The 24,216-nt window shown below is 66.8% G+C and carries 1 protein-coding gene (only partly in view); it reads left to right on the top strand.

Annotation, left to right across the window (positions count from 1 at the left end; genetic code table 11):
* Positions 1-24,216, top strand: partial view of a LacI family DNA-binding transcriptional regulator gene (locus OHB12_RS11255; protein WP_327118739.1) — the 3' end only. Its footprint begins 27,705 nt before the window's first position; the window shows 24,216 of its 51,921 coding nt (coding positions 27,706-51,921); its start codon lies off the left edge, out of view; it ends in the stop codon at positions 24,214-24,216.

Here is a 24,216-nt window from a genome sequence, read left to right as displayed (position 1 = left end):
GGGGTGGAAAACACCCACCTGAAGCTCGGCTTCGTGGATGCGCGGATCGCCATACTCGGCTATGAAATCCGTGTTCTGGCTGGGCGACTCGAGATTCCGGGCGATCCAGCACAGCTCCACTCGAATACCCCAGAGCTGGTCGCGCTACGGGAGCAAGCGGAAGCGGAGCGGGCGGCAATGGCCACCGAACTGGGGGTGACCGAGTCGGAGGTCCTCGGGCTCACCTTCGACGCCGCCCTCGGTTTCTTCAGCCCACCGGAGGCCCTGGGGGAGGCGCAGCGGCAATGGAAGTTGGCGCAGCGGCAGGACCGCATCCGGTCGCAGCTGCGGCTGGCCGAGTTGGTCGCCGACCGGCACCGGGCCCAGGAGCTGGTGGATGCCGAAATGTCCCGGCGCACCATGGCGGATGCCGCATTGGTGGCGGATGCCTGCAGGCGGGCGGGACTGGATCCGGCGCGGGCTCGACAGGTCGACGACCATGCTCTGGTCGCGGAAACCGGGGCTGGACAGCCGGACGTGCTGCTGGTCTTCAGTACCGAGCCGCGTCTGAATGCGGTGCGCGACGCTGTGGTCACCGCCCATCCGGAGTTTGCGGGCCACCAGATTCGACATGTCGTACTCACCGTCGACCGGGCCGGTCTGTCGCTGACCGCCGGTGAGGTCGAAATCCGGATCGACCGGGTCCAGGAGGCGCCGGCACCGGCGAGTGCCGAACGCGGTGATGTTGCTGTCGCGGACCGGCCGTCTGCGACTTTCGAAATGTGGATGCAACGGGGTCTGCCTGGGGGCGAAAGGTTGGATCGGTCGCAGGTAGTTCGGAAGCTGGGTGGTTCCGCGCGGTTGGACGGCGCGACTTTCGGGGATGTTGCGGAGTTGTTCGGGACGGTATGGCGGAGTGGTTCGGTCGATCAGGTTATAGGTGCGGTGGCGCCATTCGATGCGGAGCTCGGTCGCAGTGGTGCGGTATTCGGCGCCGTGGAGCGGGATGGTCGTCCGTTTGCGGATGCGTTCGCATTGTTCTTCGGCAGCGACAACGAACTCCGGTTGGGGGAGAAGGTCGATGGTCACTCGCGGGAGTTTGTCGGTGAAGGTGCTGTGGCGCGGTTGCGGGATATGGCCGCGGGAGAGGATCGGGTGCTCTTCTTCGGTTTCGATGCCGGCAGCGCGGAGGTCGGGCTCGACTGTGAAGTCGTGCCGGTGCGGGAGCTTTCGGACAAGCTGATCGGAGCCGTGTCGGACGACCCTCCTGCGCCGGATGCCGCGGATGGTCGCGACTCCCGCCGGTCGAACGTGGACGGCGCGGCCGTCCCGGCGGGCTCCGGTGCCCGGCGCGGAGGTAACGGGCGACTCAAAGCGGACGGCACACCACACGGTCCGCGCAAGGAAGGGCCGTCCGCGATGGGCACACCGGTCAACGGTGTCGATGGCCACCCGACTGCGGTCGGTACCGGGGACAGAACGTTGTCGTTTGCGAGACGGCTGGATGCGGCGATCAGGTCCGGTGAGCCGGTAGTCACTGTGCTCGGCGAGTCGGGTGCCGTCAGGGTGGAGTTGGCCGAGTTCCCGGACGGCAGCAAGTTCATTCGCGACGCCACCGACAGCGAGGACTTGACCGGCGCGCACATCGCGAACCGCATCGAGCAAATGGCGGCAGGCGCGCTTACGCGCATGCTGGGGACCGGCGAGCAAGACCCGGACCTCGCGCCGTGGGCTGAGGGGGCGCGCGCCATGGCTCAGGCCGCCGTCGACACCGTGCGATGGGGTTTTGCCCCTTGGCGATTCCGGGATCTGAGCTTTTACAAGGGCATGGAGCTGTACCGGGATATGGACGAGGCGGAATACCGTCGTCGTCTGGCCGCGGATCCGCCCGATCCCGATTCGCCGGCCGGATTGCTTCGCGGCCTGGTGGACGTTGTGACCGGGGCCGCGGACAGCCGCTACACCGCGCGGTTCCGGGCCGACACCCCGAACGGCGAACAATGGTTGGACCATGGTGTCCCGCGTCGGCTCGTCGCCGAGATGTGGCGGTGTGCGGCGACGCTGCGGATAGAGTTCGTGGAAAATGGTCGGCCGGGTTCCGAATACCAGAAGGCCATGGCCGCTTCGTACCAGCGGGTCATGACCGCTTTCCGGCAGCTGGAGCTGCATGGTTCGCAGACACCCGAGGAAGCGCTGGCCTCCGCGCATTTCCTAGTCGACCCCCAGACGCGCGAGCGCCGCATCGCGGAGCTGGTAGGAAGGCACCCCGAGCTCGCTCCGCTGGCCGACGAACGGCTCGACCGCGAGGTCAGCGCTGCGCTCGGCCGGGAGTTCGACGGTGTGCACGCGGCCGTAGAACGGCTCGAGCGAGGGGAAGGTCGGACTTACCCGCCGCCGGACTTGGCCGAACGGGACCGATTCATCGCCGATCTCCGCGAGCGCGAGCGCATGATTGTGGATCTGGCTCGCCAGCACCCTCATTTGGCCGCCGAGGCGAAGGCAACCCTGGTCCGGGAGTTTCTCGACAAACTCCCGCGACGGTGCCCGGAACTGACGGTCACTGGCCACGAGCACGCCGATGTCGATGTCGGCGCGGTCCGTGACGCCTTGCGCGGCTTGGCGACCATGCTCACGCGGCTCCCCGATCTCACAGGCCATCCCCTCGAGATGTGCTTCGAGTACACGTGGAAGTCGGATCGGTGGGGTGAGGCCGAACCCCTCGAGGACGGGCCATACGTCATCAGGCTCGACCGGTGGCAGGCGGCCCACCCGGACGAGGTTGCCCGGGTTATGAGTAACAGTGCTGAGACCGGCTTTCACGGCTACGGCACCGGCCGAGGTTTTTACAACGTCGTCCTGCACGAGGCCACGCACGTGCTCGACTTTATCTGGGGCAAGGCGTTGGGCCGGGATTTGGGTCTGAGCCACGATCTGGAGGATGTGCTGATCGCCGTGCACTCGATCGTGGAGAAGCGCACGGGAATATCGCGTCTGGACTGGTTCTCGCTGCTGTCCGGATATTCCTTCACCATCGCTTGGGATCCGGATTCGAAAACCCCGGCGTTCATCACTATCCTCAATCCGCCCGAGGCGCTGGCCGAGGGCATGGAACAGGGGGAGACGTTCGGCGGGATGGTGGGTTCCCCGCAGTGGGCGATTCGCGAATACGCCGCCACCGGGCGTGTTCCCCACATTCCCGACGATGTGCCGATTCATTTGCCGCCGCATCCGCTGGATTCGTCGCTCGTTGGCTCGCCCGTTCGAGTCGCCGAGATCCTGCGCGACCGATACCGCCGCGATGTTCTGGAGCCGCTGTCGGCCGGCGGTGCCAGGACCCTGCGTGACATCATTTCTGCGGCCTCCGCCGCCGATGACACCAAGTTGGGTCACCGGCAATCAGTGGCCCAAAAACTTCGCGATCTGGGGCCCGGCGCGTCCGCACTGGTCGCGGACGTGAGCTTTACCGATGGACGCGTCGGCTTCCAGGCCGCGATCTATGTAATGAGGAACATCGACAACAAGATCTACCGAGTCTTGGAATCCGGTGAGCTGCAAGAGCTTTCCAAAGCAGAATCCTCCGTGGTCTGGGACGAGGAAGTACAGCGGCGGCCGGGCGTCTATCAGACGCGGTCGATCGTCTACGACCCCCACGGCGAGATTGCCCCGGCACGCCGGGTGGTGGTGCCCAGCCCCATCCCGCCGGAGGACATTCAGACCTTCGCCATGGATTCCGATCCGGACCATTCGGACCCGACTGCCGAGGTCGGGCGGGAGTTATCGGAGCTTCCAGCCAAACAATTGGGTGCCGATGACGAATCGAGGGGTGGCAGTTCGCCGTCCGACGAGCCGGTAGCGGTGCCCGACGTAGATCCTGGCGTGGCGGCCTACGACTACTTCGATAACCCTCCGGTGGAGAACAACTGCGCTGCCCTGGTGCAGGGGGTGGCGGAGATCTGGGTGGCGCCGGAGCAGGCGGCGCTGATGCACCCGATGTCGCCGCAGGATCCGGATGTGGTGCAGGCCGGGATGTCCGGCACCCGGTTCGCGCAGGGGTTGGCTGCGGACTGGTTGCCGCAGGCGCTGCGGCCGGGACGGTTGGGGCTGGCCGAGGTGATTGCCCGGGTCCGGGACCGCAGCGGTGGTGTGGGCATGATGGCGTTGGCGTTGGAAGGCGACCACGCCCTGGGGCATGCGGTCTTGGTGGTCGAGGTGAACCAGAAGCTGATCGACCGTTACTCACATCTGAAGAAGTACCGCGGTCAGGTGGTGGTGTACGACAATGCCTACTCCGGTGCCGACGAACACGGCTTTGTCGTCGGGCGCACAGCGGTGGATCAGTGGGGCCACGATGTCGGCGCCGTGGTGGAACACCTGCATGCGGCCGGGTTCGGTAAAGACGGTGTAGCGCTTCAGCAATTGGCGAAGGGACAGATTCCAGCACAGCGTGGCCCGGACAAGGACCTCGGGGCCTTGCTGCCGCGGATACGCTGGTGGCTGGACATCCAATTGTCACAGTTGCCGGGCCGCGGTGATCACTATGAACGGAAGCTCGCGGCACCTTTTGCCCGTGGTTGGCCGTCGGATGAAGACGGTCAGTACGGAATCGGGTACTACCGAAGATGGACCCTCCGCCGGTTGGCGGATCTGCAGCGGGGCGCGGACAAGTGGCGGCTCGATGCGGCCGAGAAATTCCGGGATGCGGTGGCGAAGCTGCGCTTGGACGCGACCCGTCCTGTCGCCGAACATGTTGCCGCGCTGGGTGATCCGGCCGAGGCCCGAAGCAAGCAGCGCCGCGCTCACATCGAGGCCGTGCATCGCTACCACTACCTGCAACAGGCACACGCCTGGTTGGACGCGGTGAGTGCCGAGCTGCACGATGCGGTGCTGGCGCGTACCTACTGGGCAAGCACCCTCGCACACAGAATCCGAGCACTGGGCATCGATGTCCACACCAAATCCGAAACCGCGAGCCGGAATGTCACACTGGTGCAGCAGCTTGCGGACGGAATCCGGGATTGGGATGCCGTGCAGCGGCAGGATAAATCCGGCGAGCTGGCCGAACTGGATCTGTTCGTCGAAAACTTGCGGGAGGCCGACGCCGAGGTGAATCGGGTCGCGACGGCGTTGGATGAAGGTCTGGTCGACCTGGCCGAACCGGAACTGTTCGATCGCGAAGCAGCCGACGAGCTGAACACCTACACGGTGGTGCGCACATTCAAGAATATGTACGGACCCGCCGCGGTGGAATCAGCCGAGAACAGTCTCCCGGATAGCGACAGGTCCGGGCTCGATCAGGATTATCACCTGCAGGATATTATCCAGGATGAGCGCTTGCAGGCTCGGCTGCGTGGTCGCATGGAGTACTTGCCGGGCTACGGTGAAATGGACGCATTACTGAAGGCGCTGCCCGCGGGTTCTTCGATCGCCGTTGTGGACAAGAGTTACCAGTTTCCGCAGCGTTACACGCTCATCAATTACAAGGGCATCATTATCAAGAGTGATCCCTCGGACGGGGTCTATGAGGAATTCGACCCGAATTTCCCGCATCGCCCGCAGGCCGTGCAGTTGTACGGGATCGTTGCGCGCGACGGCGGGGCCATGCTGCACCCGGCCGAACTGGTCGGAAACCTCCCGTTCCCGTTGGAACCGGTCGTATCTCCGGAGCGCGCATCCCAGGCGCTACGGATATATGCCCTCGATGTCGAACGCGGTAATGAATGGCAGCGGGCTCGGCAACGTGCCGACAAACTCGGGTGGCGACAGCAGCTGCTGCGCCCGGAGGACAGTGAAGGGGTTCTGGCCGCGCTTGCGACGCTGTCCGGTGGGGATGAGCCGCGGGCCGGGTGGATGCGGGAACTGCGCGATGCGCTGGTTCGGCATCAGCAGATCACGGCGGACCTTGCCGAGCTGGCCGAGCTCGACCGAGCCAGATTGCGGGCGGTGTTGGTGCACTACATCGTGTCTGCCCGAGTGGAGGCGGCAACCGCGGTGCCGACGCCACCGTCGCTTGCCGAGCCGGAAAAGCTGCAGAATGCGCTTATCCGAGCCAGCCGGGATGTGGAAAGCGCCGACCAGGCGTTGGAAGAGCGGTTGGACCAACTCGAGCCGGAGCCCGGAGCAGTCGATTCGGTAGAACTGTTCAAAAATTACTGTGGTCCCATGACGATCAGGGCAGCGTTGGCGCTGACCGGCAATTCCAAGATCGTACCGATGGAACGTGATACCTCACTGTCGGGTACTTACACTTTCGAGTTGATGGCAGCGCTGGGCGCCTTCCCGCAAGAGTTCGACAATTACGAAGAACTCCAGAAATCCCTGCCGGACATGGGAATTACCTGTGTAGCCGAAGGCTACGGCAACAATGACGGTCACGGTTATCTGATCGTTTCGCTGGGCGGATATCGCATTGTGCTCGACAACAACGGTATCCTCGTGCGCGACTTCCCGCCGATCCCGTATGGACCGTTGCACGGGAAAATATTTGCCTTCGTACTCAGCCCGGAGGGCATATCCCGGTTGCAGCTGCCCGACGATAGCCGTAGCAGCTTGCATGGGCTGAGCCGGCAGCTGAGCGAGCCGGTGAGTGCGGCCACCCGGGCTGGGATGGACCGGCAAAACTTCCGGGAAACGGTCGTCACGGGGCAGCAGTTCACTCGAATCCTCGCCGAAGCTCGCCAGGTGACAGACGCAGTACAGGAGTCCGGATTCCCCGCGGTACCGCAACAGTCGATTGCCTCGGATCCGGTGCTTCCGAAGGTACTGGAACGGGTAAATCAATTGCTGGCCGGCATACCCGCGGTGCAGCTCGGTCCTGTTGCGGTACCGAAAGACCGGCAGTCCGACCCGGTCGAGGCGAGCGCGCTCGTCGACCCGATGGCCACGACTGACCGTGGACAGCAGCCTGAGCCGCCCGAGGGAGTCGGGGATGGTACGGCCGATATCGTCGCTGTCCAGCCGCAGTCGGATTCTGCTGAGGTTGGCCAACCGCAACTGCCCGTGTGGGTCGCGGTGGCCGAGGAAGCGCAGGTGTCGGTGCGGTCGGTGCGGGCCGCCACCGTCGGGCTGCTGGCCGATGGTGATGCGCTGCAACGGATCCGGGCAGCTTCTCGCAGACGCGACCTGGAGTTGCAGGACCCGACGCGACAAGCGGTACCGGAAGATGCCTTGCTGCACCCCGGCATCGAGGTGGTGGCCACGGCCGCTGGCGTGTCGGAAACAGAGGTGGCCGAGGTCCTGGCCCGTAAGGATCCCGATCATGAGCAGCTGGCGCAGATCCTGACCGCGGCGGTGCTGCTGCGTTGGAAAGATTTGCCGACCGCGGTGCACGCCATCGGCATGCGGTCCCGGGTGGCGCCGGATGTCATCACCGCGGTACTCGACGGCCTGCACCGGACTGCCACCGGCGACGGGGCGAGGGTGGTGCATGAGATCCGAAAGTTGGTTTTCCCGGAATGGCTATTCGGATATTCAACCCGGTTCGACAGCTGGGCGAACCTGCCACTGATGCTGGTGGAGAAGCAGTTCCCGGGTGGCCGGGGTGGCAACAACGCCAACCAAGAGCCGGTTCCAGACGGTGTCGGGGACGGGGCCGATTCGGATAGCCGCTCCGAGGCGGTGAAATCCGACGAAGAACGCTACCGACCGCTGTCGGCCCATCTGGTGTCCGGGCCCGCCAACTGTGGTCCGCTGGTGCAGGAGTTCATCCAGCATGTACTGGGGCCGTTCGCGCCGATCCAGGTGGATCCGGCCGATCCGCACGATGTCGGCATCGGTCTGGTCGGGATGGACAAGGTCGATTTCGCGCGCCGGTTGAAAGCCGGCTGGCTCGAGGAACCGGTCGGCCAGGGCGGTGCGGGGCTGCGGACCGTGGTGGAGATGGTGCGCGCATCGAACGGACCTGCGGTGGTCGCGGGCGGCATGGAGTTCCCCGGGATGATCGCCGATGACGAGGCGACCGTCGGGGCGCACGCCTTCGCGGTGGTCCGGGTGACCGAGCGGATCCGGGACCTCTTCCCGGAAAACAACCTTCGACTCGGCGATGTGGCGGTGTTCGACAATGCCGCGGGCGGGCTGATCAGCGGTCTGGAGGTGAACACCTGGATCGAGAAGGCCGGCGAGGGTGCGGGCGATGTGCACATCGTTATCGTCGACGACCATCCCGCGAAGGTCCCGTTCCGCGCCGAGGAACAGGCGACTCGTGGCCCGCGCAAGAACCTCGGTGCACGGCCGGTCACGGTCACCGAGGCCGGCCAAGCAGAACACACCCGTCCCTCGAATCGACCGAACCAGGCCGCGGTCCCCGAGGGGGTTGCGGCGGGTATCTCCGCCGATCTCGATGCGATCGGGCGGTGGCGGCTGCGGCAGGGGATCGTCGCGGCGAACAGATTGGCGCAGGCTGGTTTCCGGGTGGAACACCACGACGCCGGCCTCCGGATCGAAGGAGAGACTTTCGCTCATCTTGCGCCGATGACCGCGGATGTCGAGGCGCTCCACAGCCGGGTGGCGCGGCGCGGCGCGGACCGGGTGGTGCTCACCCTGGCCGACAGTGCCGTCGGGCCGCGCGAATTGGCTGCGGCCTTGCGCCGGCATCCGATTGTGGGGCTGTGTGAGGTCCTGGTGATCGACCGGCACGGCAATGTCGTTCACCTCGACGGTGCGGGGCGGGTGGTGGCGTCGGTCTCCGGCGACGGTCCGGGGGCGCACACCCCGGCGGGAACATCCGACGGCTCGGCCGGGGACGGCGACGGGCCGCCACCGGATTCCGGCGGTCGCGGTAGGGGCGACGGTGCCGGGGACGGTCCGCCGTCCCCGCCGCCGGAGGATTCACCGGAGTTCGCCGAGGGTCGACTGCACTCGACGCTGATCGGCATGCGGCGCACCGCCGAGCGGCAGGCGGAGGAAATGCAGGCGAACCTGTTGCAGGCGTTCGATATCGAGGATTTCGGTAACCCGAGTTCCTCGGCGCGACTGGAACTGGACTTTGCGTACCAGCAGGCGCATGAGCGGCTGGAGCGGATACTGGGCCGGCGCTTCCCCGACCCGCATCTGCTCATCGCGGAACTGGCGACAATGCAAACGCAGGGATCTCTTTCAGACGAAGTGGACTCGGCCGCGGCGCGGTTTGTGGACCTGCACGGCGATGTGGCCATGTTCGCCGTGGCCGACCGATACACCGAGCGAGTGCGGCAGATCGACGCGCTGGAAGCAGCGCTGTTCGAGGCGTATTCGGAGTCTTGGCGGGGCGGCGAGCATGCCGACACCTTCCGGTCGGTGGCCACGGAGGCGGCTCGGCTCGGCCGGGCGGCGCACGAGCTGCGCGAGATACAGGATCGACTGTCGCAGTCCGGTCAGGTGCCGGATGTCGAGAGCGAAGCAGCCCTGCGGGAACGGTTCGCGTTGGCCGGAGTGATGATGGTCACAGACCTGCCGCCGGGAGTCGACCTGAAGACGGTGACCCGCGAGCAGTTGGTCGAGCTCCTGCCCGACGAACCGATTCTCCAGGTGCAGGCAGTGCAATTCGTGGAGATGCGTGAGCAGGTCGCCGTCCTCGACCTGCGGTCCGCCCTGGATGACGGCCTGGCCGGCGCGGCGCAGCGTTGGCCCACCGCCGAGCGGTCCGTCACCGTCTTCACCGGTCTGGGCCCCGAGCTGGTCGCATTCCGGAAAATGCAGGCTGCCTGGCTGGCCGTCTGCAGCGTCCAGATGCAGGCCCGCGGAGCCAACCCCCACAATTCCGGTGAGTTGGAGCGGCTGGACGGCGATCGGGTTCAGTTGGTCGAGCTCTTCGTTCAGCTGGACCATACCGGCCTCGGCGTGGGGGAGCTCACCCCGCGTCGAGTCCGGGAACTGCTGGCACAGGGCGGGCGCAGCCAGGAAGAGATGAACGTCCTCCGAGCGGTGCAACGTCTGGACGAGGCGTACCAGTTCACCGCTGAGTTCTTCGCGGCAACGGACCGGATCATGGTGCTCGACCGGTTGGAACAGACCTTGCGCAGCGCGCATGAGTCGCGGTGGGACGCCGCCCGGCAGGCCGCCACCCTCGGCCTCGCTCCGCACGACCCGGTGGTGCAGGCGCAGTTGGTGGCCGCGCGCGAGGTGTCCGAACAGTGGCGAGAACGACTAGTCCTGCTACGTGCGGCGCGCAGCGGGCTCGATGAGGTGCGCGCCCGGTGGCGCACAACGCGCCGACACCTCGTCGAGGTGGAGGACCGACTCGACGAGCTGGCCCTGTCGCAGGCCGATGATCCCGAGTTCGGATTGCTCAGCGTGACATTGAACGACCTCGAGCAGCAGATGGATGACCTGTTGCTGCGTACCCAACAGATCCTGGAGATGCGCGAGCCGGAGGTTCCTCCCTGGGTGGATGTGGCGGCCGACGCGGATGGCATAGGCAGGATCGACGGCATCGTCTTCGACGAGGATGGCAACCGCAAACGACCCTTGCGCGGGGGCAGACCCAGCCCCGGTCGTGGCCCGGACGGGCAGATCGGAGCCATGCCGGAGCCGGGGGATGGAAACCACCGTGACGATGGCGGACCGCCCGAGGAGATCGGTGCCGCAGGCCCCGCCGCGGATGTCGGGGCGTTCACGTTGCCGGAGCCGACGGCAGGGTTGCGGCGGGATGCACAGCAGCGGGCGCAACAATTGATCGGCGAGCTCGAAGACTGGTTCCGCCCGTTGCTGGTCGATCTGGACGTGAACGAGACCAGTTACGTGGCTCAGTTGTTGTCGCTGGGATCGTCGGGCTGGAATTTCTGGTTCGGCAGGCTCTCCGAAGCACGGGCCAAGGTGGCCGGATTGTTCGACATTTCCGCGGAAGCGCTGATGGACGACCGGAACGCTCGCGCTTTCCTCGAAGGTCAGGCGCGGATCGATGACGCCACCAAGTCACCGGAATCCCTTGACGCCGAAGAGGATTTCCGGATGTATTACCACCTGATGGCCAAGGTCACCGAAGCCGGTCGGCTGCGGACGTTGGACGAACAACTCGGCGCGTTTGCCGATGCGGGGTACGGGACGCAGGCCCGATTTGAACAGGGTGTGGGGTCGGTCGACGAGATCCGTCGGCAGGCCGCCCAGGCTGCTCGAATCGATGAGCTCGCCGAAGAGATCCGCCGGTTGTCGAACGACCCCGCCAAGGGGGTCGACCACACCGAGCGGTTGGTGCAGCGGTACGACGCACTGCATGCTGTGCTGGTCGATGTGCCGGTCGAACCCACCGCATACCGGGGGCGCGATGGGGCGGACGTCCTGTCCGGTGCTACCGCCGAATTCCGTGCCGAGGCCATGGCTGCCCGGACGCGGGCCCGAGCGGAACTGGCCCAGCGAAGCGCTGAATTCTTGGTCCCAATCGATCCGGTGGAACCGGGAGCTGCCGACCGGTCCCGGCTGGACGTCGAGCGAGCCGAGCTGGCCGCGTTGCTGGCCATGGACCCGATCCAGCACCCCCCAGGACTGCCCGCCGATCCGGACAGCCCGGAGTGGGCGGTGGCGAACGAACGGGTGCGACAATTCGGCGTGGTGATCGCCGCGCTCGACGAATTCGTCGCGGCCGACACCTGGATTCGTCGCCTCGACGACGCGGAGGCCACCCTGCGCCGCACCCACGCCCACTACCAGGTGGCCGACCGCCGTTACCGGGACGCGAGCAACAGCTACCGGGAGCGGTTCGGATATCCGCGGCCGATCACCTCGCAATCCGGTTTCGAGCTGGACACGCTGCGTGAGCATCGCACACACCTGACCGCACAGGTGCAACGGCTGCCGGGATGGACGGCGGCAACGGTGACCCCGGATACCGTGCGCGCCTGGCAGATCGGGCCACACGCGCCGGGCGCCTCGCAGCAGCAGCTCGACACCGCCGAGCGGTACCTGCTCATGCACGACTTCGCCGATGCCGCCGAAAACCATGACGAGTGGCGGCTGCGGTGGTACGCGCAGACCGGCTACGCGAACCGGCTGCACGACCTCGTCGTGCGCCGGAAACAGTTCGCCGGCAGGCGCGACGCCTGTTTCGGCGAACTCATGCAGCTGGCGGTGGGGCTCGACGAGGACCCCGCACTGCCCCCGCCGCAGCTGCGGCGGATGCGGGAGCGGTCTCGCGCCGAGCTGGAACGGATGCTGCGGAATGCCCAGGGCGCCGAGCTGGCGTTCACTGCCGGCGAACTGCCCCACCACCGGGTCGCCGACCTGTTGGCCGGACCGTTGCTGCAGGGTGAGCAGCGGCAGGTGGCCGAGCGGGTCCGTGATCTCGGTGCCATGGCCGAAGCGGCGACTCGGGTCGCCGAATTGGACGCAATGCTGACGCATCTGGACCGTGGCCTGGGCGCCGGCCTGGTGGACCTGGCCGGTGCGACGGCCGAGACCGTGCTCGCCGAGGGGACGATGGACGGTGCGACCGGTTATCTCCCGGTGGATGTCCAGCGCCGACCGCAGCCGCTGGCCACCTGCTTCGACGATGCCGCCCGCGCCGCGTTTTCCGCGGTGGGTGCCGAAATTCCTTCGGAACTGGCACAGTTCCGCTCCGGCTCCGCGGGAACCCCGATGCGCATCGCGCCGACATTGGTCCGCGCCGACCTGCACAAGGGCGGCTTCGCATCCATGGACGACGTCCGTGCCCATGTTGCCGCCCACGGCGGTGCGGTGATCGCGATGATGGTCTTCGATGGTTTCGCCGACCGTACCATCGGCGGTCACGCGGTGTGTGTGCGCCTGGACGGCGACCGGGTCGTGGTGGAAGAAGACGGCCGCGTCGTCGACTTCGAGAAGTGGGTACATCCACCCGACGTGGTCGGCGTTTTCGGCATCGTCCTCAATGCCGACGGCACCGCCGAGCACCCGCTGGGCCCCGGCGAGGAATCCTCCGCCGGAATTGGCGTCGATTTCGAAGACACCGATATCGGTGCCCGTCCATTGGCAAGGTCGGCGCCCATGACCGAGGAGCAGTTGGCGCGCGCGATCGGTGTGGATCAGTCGACTGTGAGTCGGGTGTTCACGCGCAGTACGGGGCAGGTGAGCAAACGTAACGCATTGCGAGTGTTGGCGGAGGCCGAGCGGGCAGGGTGGGGGAGCACACCGGAGGACCGTGAGTTCTGGGAGGCTCAGCCCGAACGGGTGTTCGCGGAGGACGTGGCTTACGCGGCCGGGGTGACCAGGTCCACCGTGGTACGGGTACGGGCATGCAGTCCGTTGGTGAGTAAAGCGACAGCACGGCGGGTGTTGGCTGCGGCGGACGAGCTCGGCTACCCGATGCCGGCGAAAGTGCGCCGTTTCTACGAGCTTCTTCCGGACCGGGACGAAGTGGTTGCACACCTGCGGAGGGAGGGGCCGAAGGATTGCGGCAACTGGGTGCAGAAGATCGTCAAAACAGCCTTGGGGCCGGTGACAGGCCGGGGGGTGCGTCCGATAACGGTGGACGAGGACATCGCCGCGAATGGTATGACCGGGGCGGATTTTGCGCGAGGCCTGGATGCCGATTGGCGGGTGGAGCCGATCGGCACGGGAGCGAAGGGGCTGCGGGCGGCGATCGTCCACGTGCGTGAGAACGGCGGGCTGATAGCCGGGGCCATGGATGTGGTCCATCGGGGGAAAGTGGTGGGCGCGCACGCATTCGCCGTGGTCGAGGTGACCGAGGAGCTGCAGCAGCAGTTCCCGAAGCAGGGGTTGCGGCTCGGCGAGACAGTGGTGTTCGACAACACCGTCGACGGCGGTGTAGTGCGTGAGCAGGATCTGGATGCCTGGGCGGTGCGCGCCGGGCACGTGGTGGCAGACGTGAATGCGATCGTGTTCAAGCGCGGTGGCGACGCGGAACACCCGCTGGGCGGGGGGCCGCCGAAGCGACACGGTCCGAATGTGCGGATCGGTGCCCGCGACGGCTGGGGTTCGGACGACGATGGCGACGGCGGAGCCGGTGGGACTCGACCGAAATCCCCACCGCCGCCACCGGGCCCGTCCGATGGCCGGGGCCGTATCGGCGGTCCGGGGGTTGTCGACGGCGCGGTGCCGCATCCCGGCGGACCGAACATGGTGGCCTTTACCGAGGTGCGTGCGGAGTTCCAACGGACGGTGCGGACCGCCGTGGCGCAGCTGGAGCTGACCGAACCCGACGCCACCGAGATCGTCGACCGCGTGATGGCAACGACGGAGAAACGTCTGGAAGCCGGAATCAGCACAGACGACGTGGGTTTCGAGATGTTTCGGGTCCGCGTGCTTGTCTCGGCGCAGATCGCGTTGGAAGGGACGACGCGGAATGTCCTGGCGACCGCGGATCGGGGGGTCATCCAGAGATGTGTGCGCGAGATGCCCCAGAGGCGGCGGATATGGCTGGTGGAGCGGTTCCTGCGCGGCCGAGCACGGGCCGAGGCGGTCGAGGCGCTGTCGCAGTTGGACATCGCGCACGTCTCTCGTTTCGGCTACACCGAGGACATCCAGGCCGAGTTGGATGCCAATGCCGTGGAAGCATTAGCCTTGCGAGTGCAGGAGGCGCTCGTATCGCCGACCCCGACCCCGACCCAGACCCAGACCTCGAGCTCGATCCAGGCACCGACCCATGCCCCGATCCCGACCCCGGTCGCGCCGTGGCCGCGGGGGAAGAAGGCTGAGCTGGAGCGTAGGGCTGGGGTCAGCGGCGCGACGGTATCGCGGGTGCTCAGCTGCACACCGATGAGTCGAGAGACCGCCTTGCGGGTGCTGGAGTGGGCCAGAACCCTAGGTCTGACCGTGGATCCGGTGGTTCAGCAGTTTTGGCGGACGTATCCAGGTCCGCAGCCGCGGGTGACGTATCGACAGGTGGCGGATGCGCTGGGGGTGGGCACGGCGACGGTGTCGCGGGCGCTGGCGTGCGCGAGTCCGTATATCACCAAGGCGACCGCGTTGCGGGTGTTGGCGATGGCAGACGAGAAGGGGCTCGCGGTGGATCCGGGGGTTCGGGAGTTTTGGGAGGGCCAGCCCGATCCGCAGCCGCAGGCGACGTATCGCCAGATGGCGGCTGCGGTGGGGGTGGCTGAGTCAACGTTCCGGAATGTGCTGGGTGGGATACCGGAGGTGAGCAAGGCGACCGCATTGCGCGTGTTGGCGATGGCAGACGAGAAGGGGCTCGCGGTGGATCCGGGGGTTCGGGAGTTTTGGGAGGCGCAGCCCGATCCGCAGCCGCGGGTGACGTATCGCCAGGTTGCGGATGCGCTGGGGGTGGGCAGGACGACGGTGTGGAATGTGCTGGGTCGGAAACCGGAGGTGGTGAGCAAGGCGACGGCGCTGCGGGTGTTGTCGGTAGCCGAGGGGATGGGTTTGGTGGTGGATCCGGGGGTTCGGGAGTTTTGGGAGGCGCAGCCCGGTCCGCAGCCGCCGGTGACGAAGCGCGCCGTAGCGGATGCACTGGGAGTGAGTAATTTAACAGTTAGGTGGGTGTTTCAACGCAATCGGACGGTGAGCAAGGCGACGGCGTTGCGGGTGTTGGCGATGGCAGACGAGAAGGGGCTCGCGGTGGATCCGGGGGTTCGGGAGTTCTGGCAGGGGCTGCCCGATCCACCGCGGCGGGTGACACACCGTCAGGTGGCGGATGCGGTGGGGGCGTCCGAGGCGATGGTGACAGATGTGCTGAACGGGAAGCCGGTCGAGGAGACGACGGTGTTCCGGGTATTGGCGAAGGCCGAAGAGCTGGGGATACCGGTGGATCCAGCGGTGCGACAGTTCTGGGAAGACCGCCACTCCGCCGAGGCGATTCTGGCGGAGGTCGATCCGATCGAACAGCTGCGGATGATGATGGCGAACATCACGCAGCGTGCCCTTTTGCAGATGATGCTGCCGAAACTCACCGGACTGCAACGGAATGTCCTGCAATTCCTGTTCGACCATGACACACCTGCATCGCATACCCAGCTGGCGGGGCAGCTGGCGGTGGCCGCCGGCGAGGTACGCGCCGCGGCGCAGGAAGTGCTGGGACAGTTCGCTGCCGAATGGAAGGGAGCGCGCTACACCCAGCTGCGGCTCGCGCTGATCCCGGCTCAGGTCGAACGCCCGTGGGAGCTGGCGGTCGCACTCCGGAAATTGCGGCGCAACAGCGAGATCCAATGGAAATGTGTCGAGTCGATGGTGCTGACCGACACCCGGCTGTCCGCCGAGACAGTGGCCGCCCAGCTGGGCCTGCCGGTAGCCCAGGTGATCGAGCACGCCGACAACGGTGCGGCCTGGCTGACCAGGTTCCTGTCGGTGCAGTCGCCGCTGCGCGGCAAGCGCATGCTGATGCTCGCCGATGCACACGAACACAACCTGACCGCACTGCAGGCCGCGATCGCCACGCTGGAGAACCATAACTCGGACCAGGCCCGCTGCGTCGCACTGTGGGTCCAGCAGGCCCCAGACCAGCCGGCGCAGCCCATCCTGGCCGCGGAATTGGGCATGGAGCCCGCTGTCTTCCGCCAACACCTGAGGACCGGTGCCCGCCGAGTGGTCGCAATCCTCACCCAGAGCCTGAACAGACTCCCCGAATCGTCGACCGACCCCGCGCCCCCGCAGGAAGCAGCCGACCGCTTGTCGGAGGCGATCGCGGAAATTGGGTATCGCCCGGAGGCCGTGGGGCCGGGTGGGTGTGTGCCGCCGGTGGTGGCGGGGATGGTGGAGTTTATTGCGCGGGCTCGCGGTGAGCAGGTGGATCCGGCGCAGTTGCGCCAGGTGCTGGATCTGGGTGCGGCGGTTGAGGAGGAGGTATTTGCTCGTGCGATCGGTGGTGATTGGCACGAGGATGGTTTCGCGTCCCTGATGGATGCCGTCCAGTGGGTGCGGGACCACGATGGTGCCTTGGGTGGGGTGATGCGGTTCGGGGTGCGTCGGGATGGCGGTCCGGTGATTCTCGGCGACCATGCGTTCGGAGTGTGGCACAACGCCGACGGCGTCCTGGAGGTTGTCGAGGTCGACAGTGCCGGTGAAGTGCGAAAAATCCAGGGCGACAGCGGTATCGAGGCGTGGGCGGCGGAGCGGGAGAATCGGGGTGGGAACGTGGGCGTGGTGGGGGTGTGTGGGATCGGGGTGTATTCCGATGGTGAGCCGGCGACAGCGTTCGAGGAGGGCAGGGACCGCGCCGCGATGATCGAGGCGGGCCAGGCCCCCGCCGGCCCGATCCGCGGCATCCCGGCCGAGGCCGCGGGGGCGCATATCGCACCGAATGATGTTGTGGCGGAGAGTAGTCCGGCGGCGCTGCGGCGGATGGCGCACGAGCCCGCCGTGGTCACTCCGGAGGTCACCGCTCGTGCCACGAGGCTGGTGGTCGAGACCCAGCGCAACGATCCGGCGCTGGTGAAGGTCGCGTTGTATTGGCAGCGTGCCTACCGGCTGATCTCCGCAGACGAGGCCGTGATTGCCGAGGCGCGCGTTGTCCACGGACGTCCTGTCGCCGTCATCGCGGCCGAGTTGGATTGTGACACAGCGACTGTCGAGTCGTTGGAGCGTTCGGCGGTCTTGCGGTTGGCGGAGTATGTGATCGGCGTGGACACCCGGACCGTCGCCGAAGCACTCGCGGTTGTCGCCGCTGCCTGCGCGGACGACCCTGCTGGACTCACCGCGATAGTGCGGCGTCATGGTGCGGGCCGGTTCCCTGCCGATGAACTGCAGAGGATGCGGCGGTGGCTCCTCGACGGCGGGGCCGCCGTCGACCTTCTCGGTGAGGTCGACGGACTGGATGCCGCGGCGTTGCGGGTCCGATGTACGACCCTTGGCACGGTGGCCGAGCTTGTGGTGGCCGGGCTGCTGGCCGACGGTGGCAGTCCATTGCACACGCCTGTGGGGACGGTGCGGCGGGCGACCGCGGCAGATGTGGCTCGCCTGGCCGGGGTGGATCGAGAGACGGTCTATCAGGTCGTCGACGGCATCCTCGGCGAGCCCGAGGTGGAACCGGAGGTACGACAACGGATCCTGAATGCCGCTCGCCGGGTGGGACTCCGGTTGCGTCGCAGCGAACTGAAGGTGCGGCTGATCGATGTGGCGGAGAAAGCCGCGTTGAAGAGAGACGTGGCGGCGCAGGTCTTCAACGGTGACGATAGGGGGACATCTGCCACGAATCGGCAGCAGGCGGTCGCGGGTGCCGAAAGCCTGGGTTGCCGGGTGCTTCGTGGTCTAGGCCCCGAGGGGGACGGCCTCGGTTTGGTCCTGCCCGCAGGGGCGACTGTCGTCTCCCGTGCGACCGGGGTGTCGAGACAACGGGTGAAGCATGTCTTCGACGGCCGGAAAGTGCATCGCGGGGTCTGGACAGCGGTGGCGGACGTTGCCGACCAACTCGGGATCAGGCTGCCGGTGCAGTCGGGCAACACCACGCTGGTCGCCTTGGCAGAGCGGGTCGGGGTGAGCCCGGGCGTTGTTTCTCGGGTGCTGCGGAACTACGGCTCGGTGCATTGGGAGAAGGCAGCGCTGGTGCTGGCGGAGGCGGACCGGATGGGGATCGACGTGCCAGCGGCGGTTCGCGCTCCCTATCAGGAGCTCCTGGAAACCCTCGCCGCGGAACGGGGTTACGGCACCGCGCCATACCGTCCCGCGGTCGCGGAGACGATGCCGTTCGCCGAGGTGCGCGAGCAGTTCCATCAGGCGGTTGCGTTCACGGTGGAAACGATGCAGCTGCCCGAAGCCAAGGCGACTGAGGTGATCCGTCGGGTGATGGCCATGCTGGAGGTGTATCTGGGCGACGGAATCTCCCGCAAGGATGTGAGTTTCGAACGATTCCGGGCGAGGTTGCTGGTCGCGGTCATGGCCGCCGCGAAACCCAGGACATCGCTTCTGCAGGCCGTGGCAGTGGCGAGCCGGAGCGTCGTCGAGGGGTGCCTGCGGGATCTGGAACCGGCACGGCAAAGATGGCTGCGGGCGCGGTTCGCGCGCGGCCTGCCACGGGCATCGGCCGCATCGGCGGTGACCCGGTCGGAAGCCGCCGAAGGGCGGCAGATCAGGTTCCGGCCGGAAATGATGACCTGGTGGGACGGCAGTACTGTCGAGGCGTTGGCCCAGGGGGTGCAGGAAGCGCTCGGGGACGCCCTGGCAAGCCTCACACAGAACGTCGTGGCGGATCTGCTCGGGATCAATCAGTCGACGTTGTCGCGGGTGCTCGCGAGGGATCCTCGAATCAGCGGAACCACTGCGCGGCGGGTGATAGCGGCAGCAGACGTGGTGGGCCTCGAAGTGGATCCGGTGGTTCGGGAATTCTGGATGTTGCGGCCCGGTCAGCGACGGTCGCGGGTAGCGCAGAACACCGTGACGCAGGACGATGTGGCGCGAACGGTCGGAGTGAACCGGCGCACGGTGGGGTGGGTGCTGCGTTACGGACCGACGCTCGAGGGGCCGCAGGTCGGCAAGGCGACTGCAGCGCGGGTGTGGGAAGCGATCGCGGAGTTGGGATATCGGCCGCCTCTGGTAGGAGCGGGTGAGTGCGCGCCGCCGGTGGTGGCCGGGATGGTGGAGTTCATCGCCCGCGCACGGGGGGAGGAAGTGGATCCGGCGCAGGTGCAGCAGGCGTTGGACAACCTCGGCAGCACGGTCGAGGAAGAGGCGTTTGCTCGTGAGATCGGTGGTGATTGGCACGAGGGTGGTTTCGCGTCCCTGATGGATGCCGTCCAGTGGGTGCGGGACCACGGTGGTGCGTTGGGTGGGGTGATGCGGTTCGGGGTGCGTCGGACCGACGGGCCGGTGGTGATGGGTGATCACGCGTTCGGGGTGTGGCACAGCGCGGACGGTGTGTTGGAGGTTGTGGAGGTCGATGCGGCGGGTGAGACGCGAAAGATTGTGGGGGAGGAGGCGATCGAGAGGTGGGCGGCGGAGCGGGAGAACCGGGATGGGGATGTGGGTGTGGTGGGGGTGTGTGGTGTCGGGGTGTATGGCAACGGCGAGCCGGAGGTGGCGTTCGGGGAAGGCCGCGACCGTGCGGCGATGGTGGCGGCGGGTCAGGCGCCGGCGGGCCTCATCCGCGGGATCCCGGCCGCGGGGGAACCTATCGCCCCGAATGACGTGGTTCCGGACAACAGCCATCTCGCGGTCGTGCTGGACGTCCCGCTGCTGTCCGGGCACCCCGGCAGCCCGGTGCGGGTCAGCGACCTGGACTTCGATGTGGCCATCGCCGACCGGGTCGGGCTGCCCGCCGGGGTTGCGGCGGTGGAGATCGTCGGCGACGACCCGACTGCGGAGCTGCTGCCCGCGGAGCAGGTGCTGCTGCAGGATGGCACGCCGCCGCATCGGGTGCGAGAGATCGTCAACGGCCGCACCTGCGCCCGCCGCGCCCTGGCGCGCCTCGGTCTCCCGGAGGTGCCGATCTTGCGGCCGGAGCCCACCCCGGGCATGAGCGCCCTGGCCATGAAGGCACCGGAATGGCAGACGGGGGTCATCGGCTCGATCACCCATACTCGCGGGTATTACCTTGCGGCGGCCGCGCTGTCGGCCGAATTGCGGGCCCTCGGTATCGACGCGGAACGCAGCATGCTCCTGATGAAAGAAGGTCCGGCCACTGGGCTGCGGCCGGAGGAACAGGAGCACCTGCGCGAGCTTGCCGCTCGGGGCGACCGCATCCGGTGGGGCTCGTTGTTGATGTCCGCCAAGGAGAGCGTCTTCAAAGCCTGGTTCCCGCTGACCGGACGTCGGCTGAACTCCGAGAACATCTTGGTCACTGTCGACCCAGTGGCCGGCACCTTCACCGCCCGGTTGTTGGTCGACGACCGCAGCGCCAACGACGGCGGCCCGCCACTGGAAACCTTCGATGGCTATTTCACCGCGACCCCCGACCTCGTGGTAACCGCGGCCGTCCTGCCCCACACCGCAACACCGCCCCGCGAGTCGTCACTTTTCGCCCGCGAGTCGTCGGTTTCGGACGGCGAGTCCGCCGACACCGACAACGCCACCGCACCCCAGCAGGCGGCACACCGCGCCGGGGCCGGACCGCGATTGTGTATGTCGGTGGCGTTCCGGTTCCTGGAGAAGCGTGGTATCCGGTTGCGGCACCCGCTGCCCGTGGCCGAGGGCGAGATCGCCGCAGCCGGGGTGGATATCAATGTCGCCGCCGAGGCAGTGGGCGCCGACGCGCGCGACTTCGACACGGTGGATGACCTTGCCGAGCAGGCGGCAGCGGGGAAGACAGTGTTGGGGGTACTGGATTTCGGTGCTGCCGGTGGGCATGCGGTGGTGATGTTCCGCGGCGACGACGGCCGGGTGTGGGTGCTCGAGTTCGACGGCCACGAGGCGGAGCTGACGCCGTTCGCGGATTGGCACAAGCCAGCCGGCGTCATGACAGTGGAAGCGTTCCTCTTCGCCGACGGCGAGCCGATGGACGAACTCCAGCCCGGCCAGCAGCCCCGGGAAGGCAAGCGGCGGTTCATGGTCGGGGCACGGGTGGATGTGGCCGCGCTGGCACATGCCGCGGGTGTGCCGGAAGCCGAGGTGGCGAGCATACTGCGCTGCAGTCCGGTGGTGGATGCGGCGACTGTGTCGCGGGTATTGGCGGTCGCCGCCTCGAAAGGGATTGGACTGCCCGGAGTGCGGGCGTTCTACCGCAGACTTACCGACCCCACCCCGTCTTCCGAACCGGATCATGTGACGGAATCCATTGAGCCGCAGGCGAGTCCGATATTCGACGCGACAGTGATCGCAAGCGATTCGGCGGTGCGCACGCGGATGCGGGACGTGATCGAGGTCGAGGCGCGCAACGTCGGGGTGCCTGGGCCGCTGCCGCGGGTTGTCGGCGAAGTGTTGAGCGCACTGGAATCGCGTCTGTCCGAGGACATGTCGCCGGAGCAGCTGAGATTCGAGGAATTCCGGGCGCGGCTTTCGACCGCGGTGGCGGCGGGCTGGACATCCGGGTCGCCGCGATTCCGGGCATTGCTCGATGCCGATCCGCAGGTGCTGGAGCGGTGCCTGGACCGGATGAAACCCTTGCAGCGGCGATGGCTGCGACAGCGATTCGCCGGTGGTCTGCCGCGGGCGGAATCCGGGCGTGCGATGGCTGAATGGGCGAAGCGGCAACAGCTGCGGTTCAGCTATGACCAGGACACGCTGCGGGAACTGGACGGTGATTTGCTCGATGAGCTGACCCGCAGACTGCAGATGGAGGTCGGACCCCAACCGATCGATATCGACGATGATCTTCCCGCGCTCTACGACGTCCAGCATGTGGACAGCCCCGTGCCTGGGTTTGCGGCCGTTCCGCCACGGTCGCGGTATGCCACACCGGCGTTTCCGCTGGACGGGATCGCGCACCAGCACGGGTTATCCGGGGTGCTGGACGAGATCGCACAGCAGGTCGGTATATCCAGGGTGACCGTTATCCGAGCCGTGAACGGTGATCTGGATGTGGCCAAGGGGACCGCATTGCGGGCGCTCGCGGCTGTCGAGCGCCGGGGGTTCGAAGTGGATCCGGCAGTGTGGGATTTTCATCGCGACCGACCGGACCCCACCGTGTCGATTTCCGCGTTGGCACGGGCCGCCGGCGCCAGCCGGACGACGATATGGCGGATGTCCGCCAAGGATCCCAATGTCAGCCTGGACACCGCGAAACGACTGCTTATGGTGGCTGATCAACTCGGCTTCGACCTCGACCCCGAGGTGCGCAGTTACTACCAGGCCCGGATCGATGGGCGCGATCCGGATGCCGAAACCCCCTTGGACGAAGTCGGTGACAGCGAGGACTCAGGTCAGCTGGATACGGCGACAGTTCCGGCGCTGGCCGAGCAGATCCTCCGTAATCGTGAAGACAATCGGAGCAGCCGAACTCGCGAAAAGGCGTGGGCCCTGCGAGCGATCGAGACAGCATCGGAAGCCCAGTTGCGGGCGGCTGTTCGACAGTTGCCTTCGACCGATCAGCAGGTTGCCACCTGGCTGTTCGTCGAGGGCAAAGACGTCGAGAAGGTGGTTCGACTACAGCCCGGTCGGTCGCCGAACGCGGTCTACATCCACCGGACACGGATCGCGAAAGCCCTGGCGCAGACCCTGTCTCAGGGTAAGCCGCGCAGCGACGAGGATGCGATGCTCCTGGCCAGAGTGGCCGTCGAACACGATCGGGCACTGCTGGTGGATTGTGTCGCATTGTTCTCGAAGAACGAACTTGCCTGTTACAGATGGGTTTTCGAAGAAGGAAAGACGGTGCCCGCGCTGGCGAAGGCGACCGAGGGCAATGAGCGCGCTCTGTATTCCCGTGCGCGTCGGGTAGCTCATCTGCTCTGCGATGCCGTCCCGATAGCGGTGCAGAAACGCTATCGTGAATTCGGCCTGCTGAATCCGGCGGTTGCGGTGACTCTGGCCGATGTCGCCCGCGAAGCCGGCGTGAGCCGCACCAGTGCGCACACCGTTGTCCATGGTGGTCGGTTGTCGAACAGCGAAGCCGACGGTCGGGTTCGTGCTGCCATTGCTCATCTCGGCTACCAGAGGAAACCCACGTCGACCGACGGTGCCACCGACCATGTCGAACCGGGTGCGGCTCTGGCGTCATTGCTGTTCGGGGCTCATCGAGCTGCCGCCGCGCGGCAGGAATTCGAGCGGGCGGTGTTCAACCGACTGCTGCGACTACTGCGGAATCCGGTTTATGCCGGCCAGGCGACCGACCGGGTCTTCGAGAAACTGGCCACCGTGCCGTTGCGTGATATCGGTGATGTCGGTGTGCACCTGGGGATACTGGTCGGTGACGTGGTGGCCGTCCTACGCACTGCCGCACTGATCAAACCTCATACCGGCCCACTGAATTGCGCAGTTTCGGTGGTGCGCCGGATTCGGCTGTTCCGGGCTCGGCACGGAAAGGCCGTGTCCGCTGCCGAGTTGATCGACACCGAGACGGTGCGGTTGGCGGGAGTGACCGAAGGGGCGGTAGCGGCGGCGCTGGATGCCGATTGGCGGCGGTTCGGGTCGCTGTCGGAGCTGGTCGATCATGCGCGCGACGGCCGCGGCGTGGTGGCTGGTGCGCTGATCTTCGAGCGCGCGCCCCGGATGGGGCACATGTTCGCCGTCGAGATCGATGAGCAAGGCCGGTTGGTGGTCCGCGAGAACGACGAACACGGGGTGGAGCGCACCTACGAGGATGTCGATGCGTGGGTGGCCAAGCGTGAGGCACAGGGCATTTCGCGGGTCTTCGGAATCGCCGTGGACAGCGAGGGCAATGCCGAGGTCGAGTTCCGGTCCGGAGATCGGCTGGCCCGGCCCGGTGCCGACGCCCCGGATGTGCGATTGGGCGCACTGCCGCCGGCCGCCGAACGTGGCCACTGGAGCAGTACTCCTCGTTCCGGTACAACCTGA

This window comes from Nocardia sp. NBC_01730 (assembly GCF_035920445.1).
Classification (GTDB): domain Bacteria; phylum Actinomycetota; class Actinomycetes; order Mycobacteriales; family Mycobacteriaceae; genus Nocardia.
Note: the sequence above shows the minus strand (reverse complement) of the source record. Positions and strands in the feature narration are given on the sequence as shown.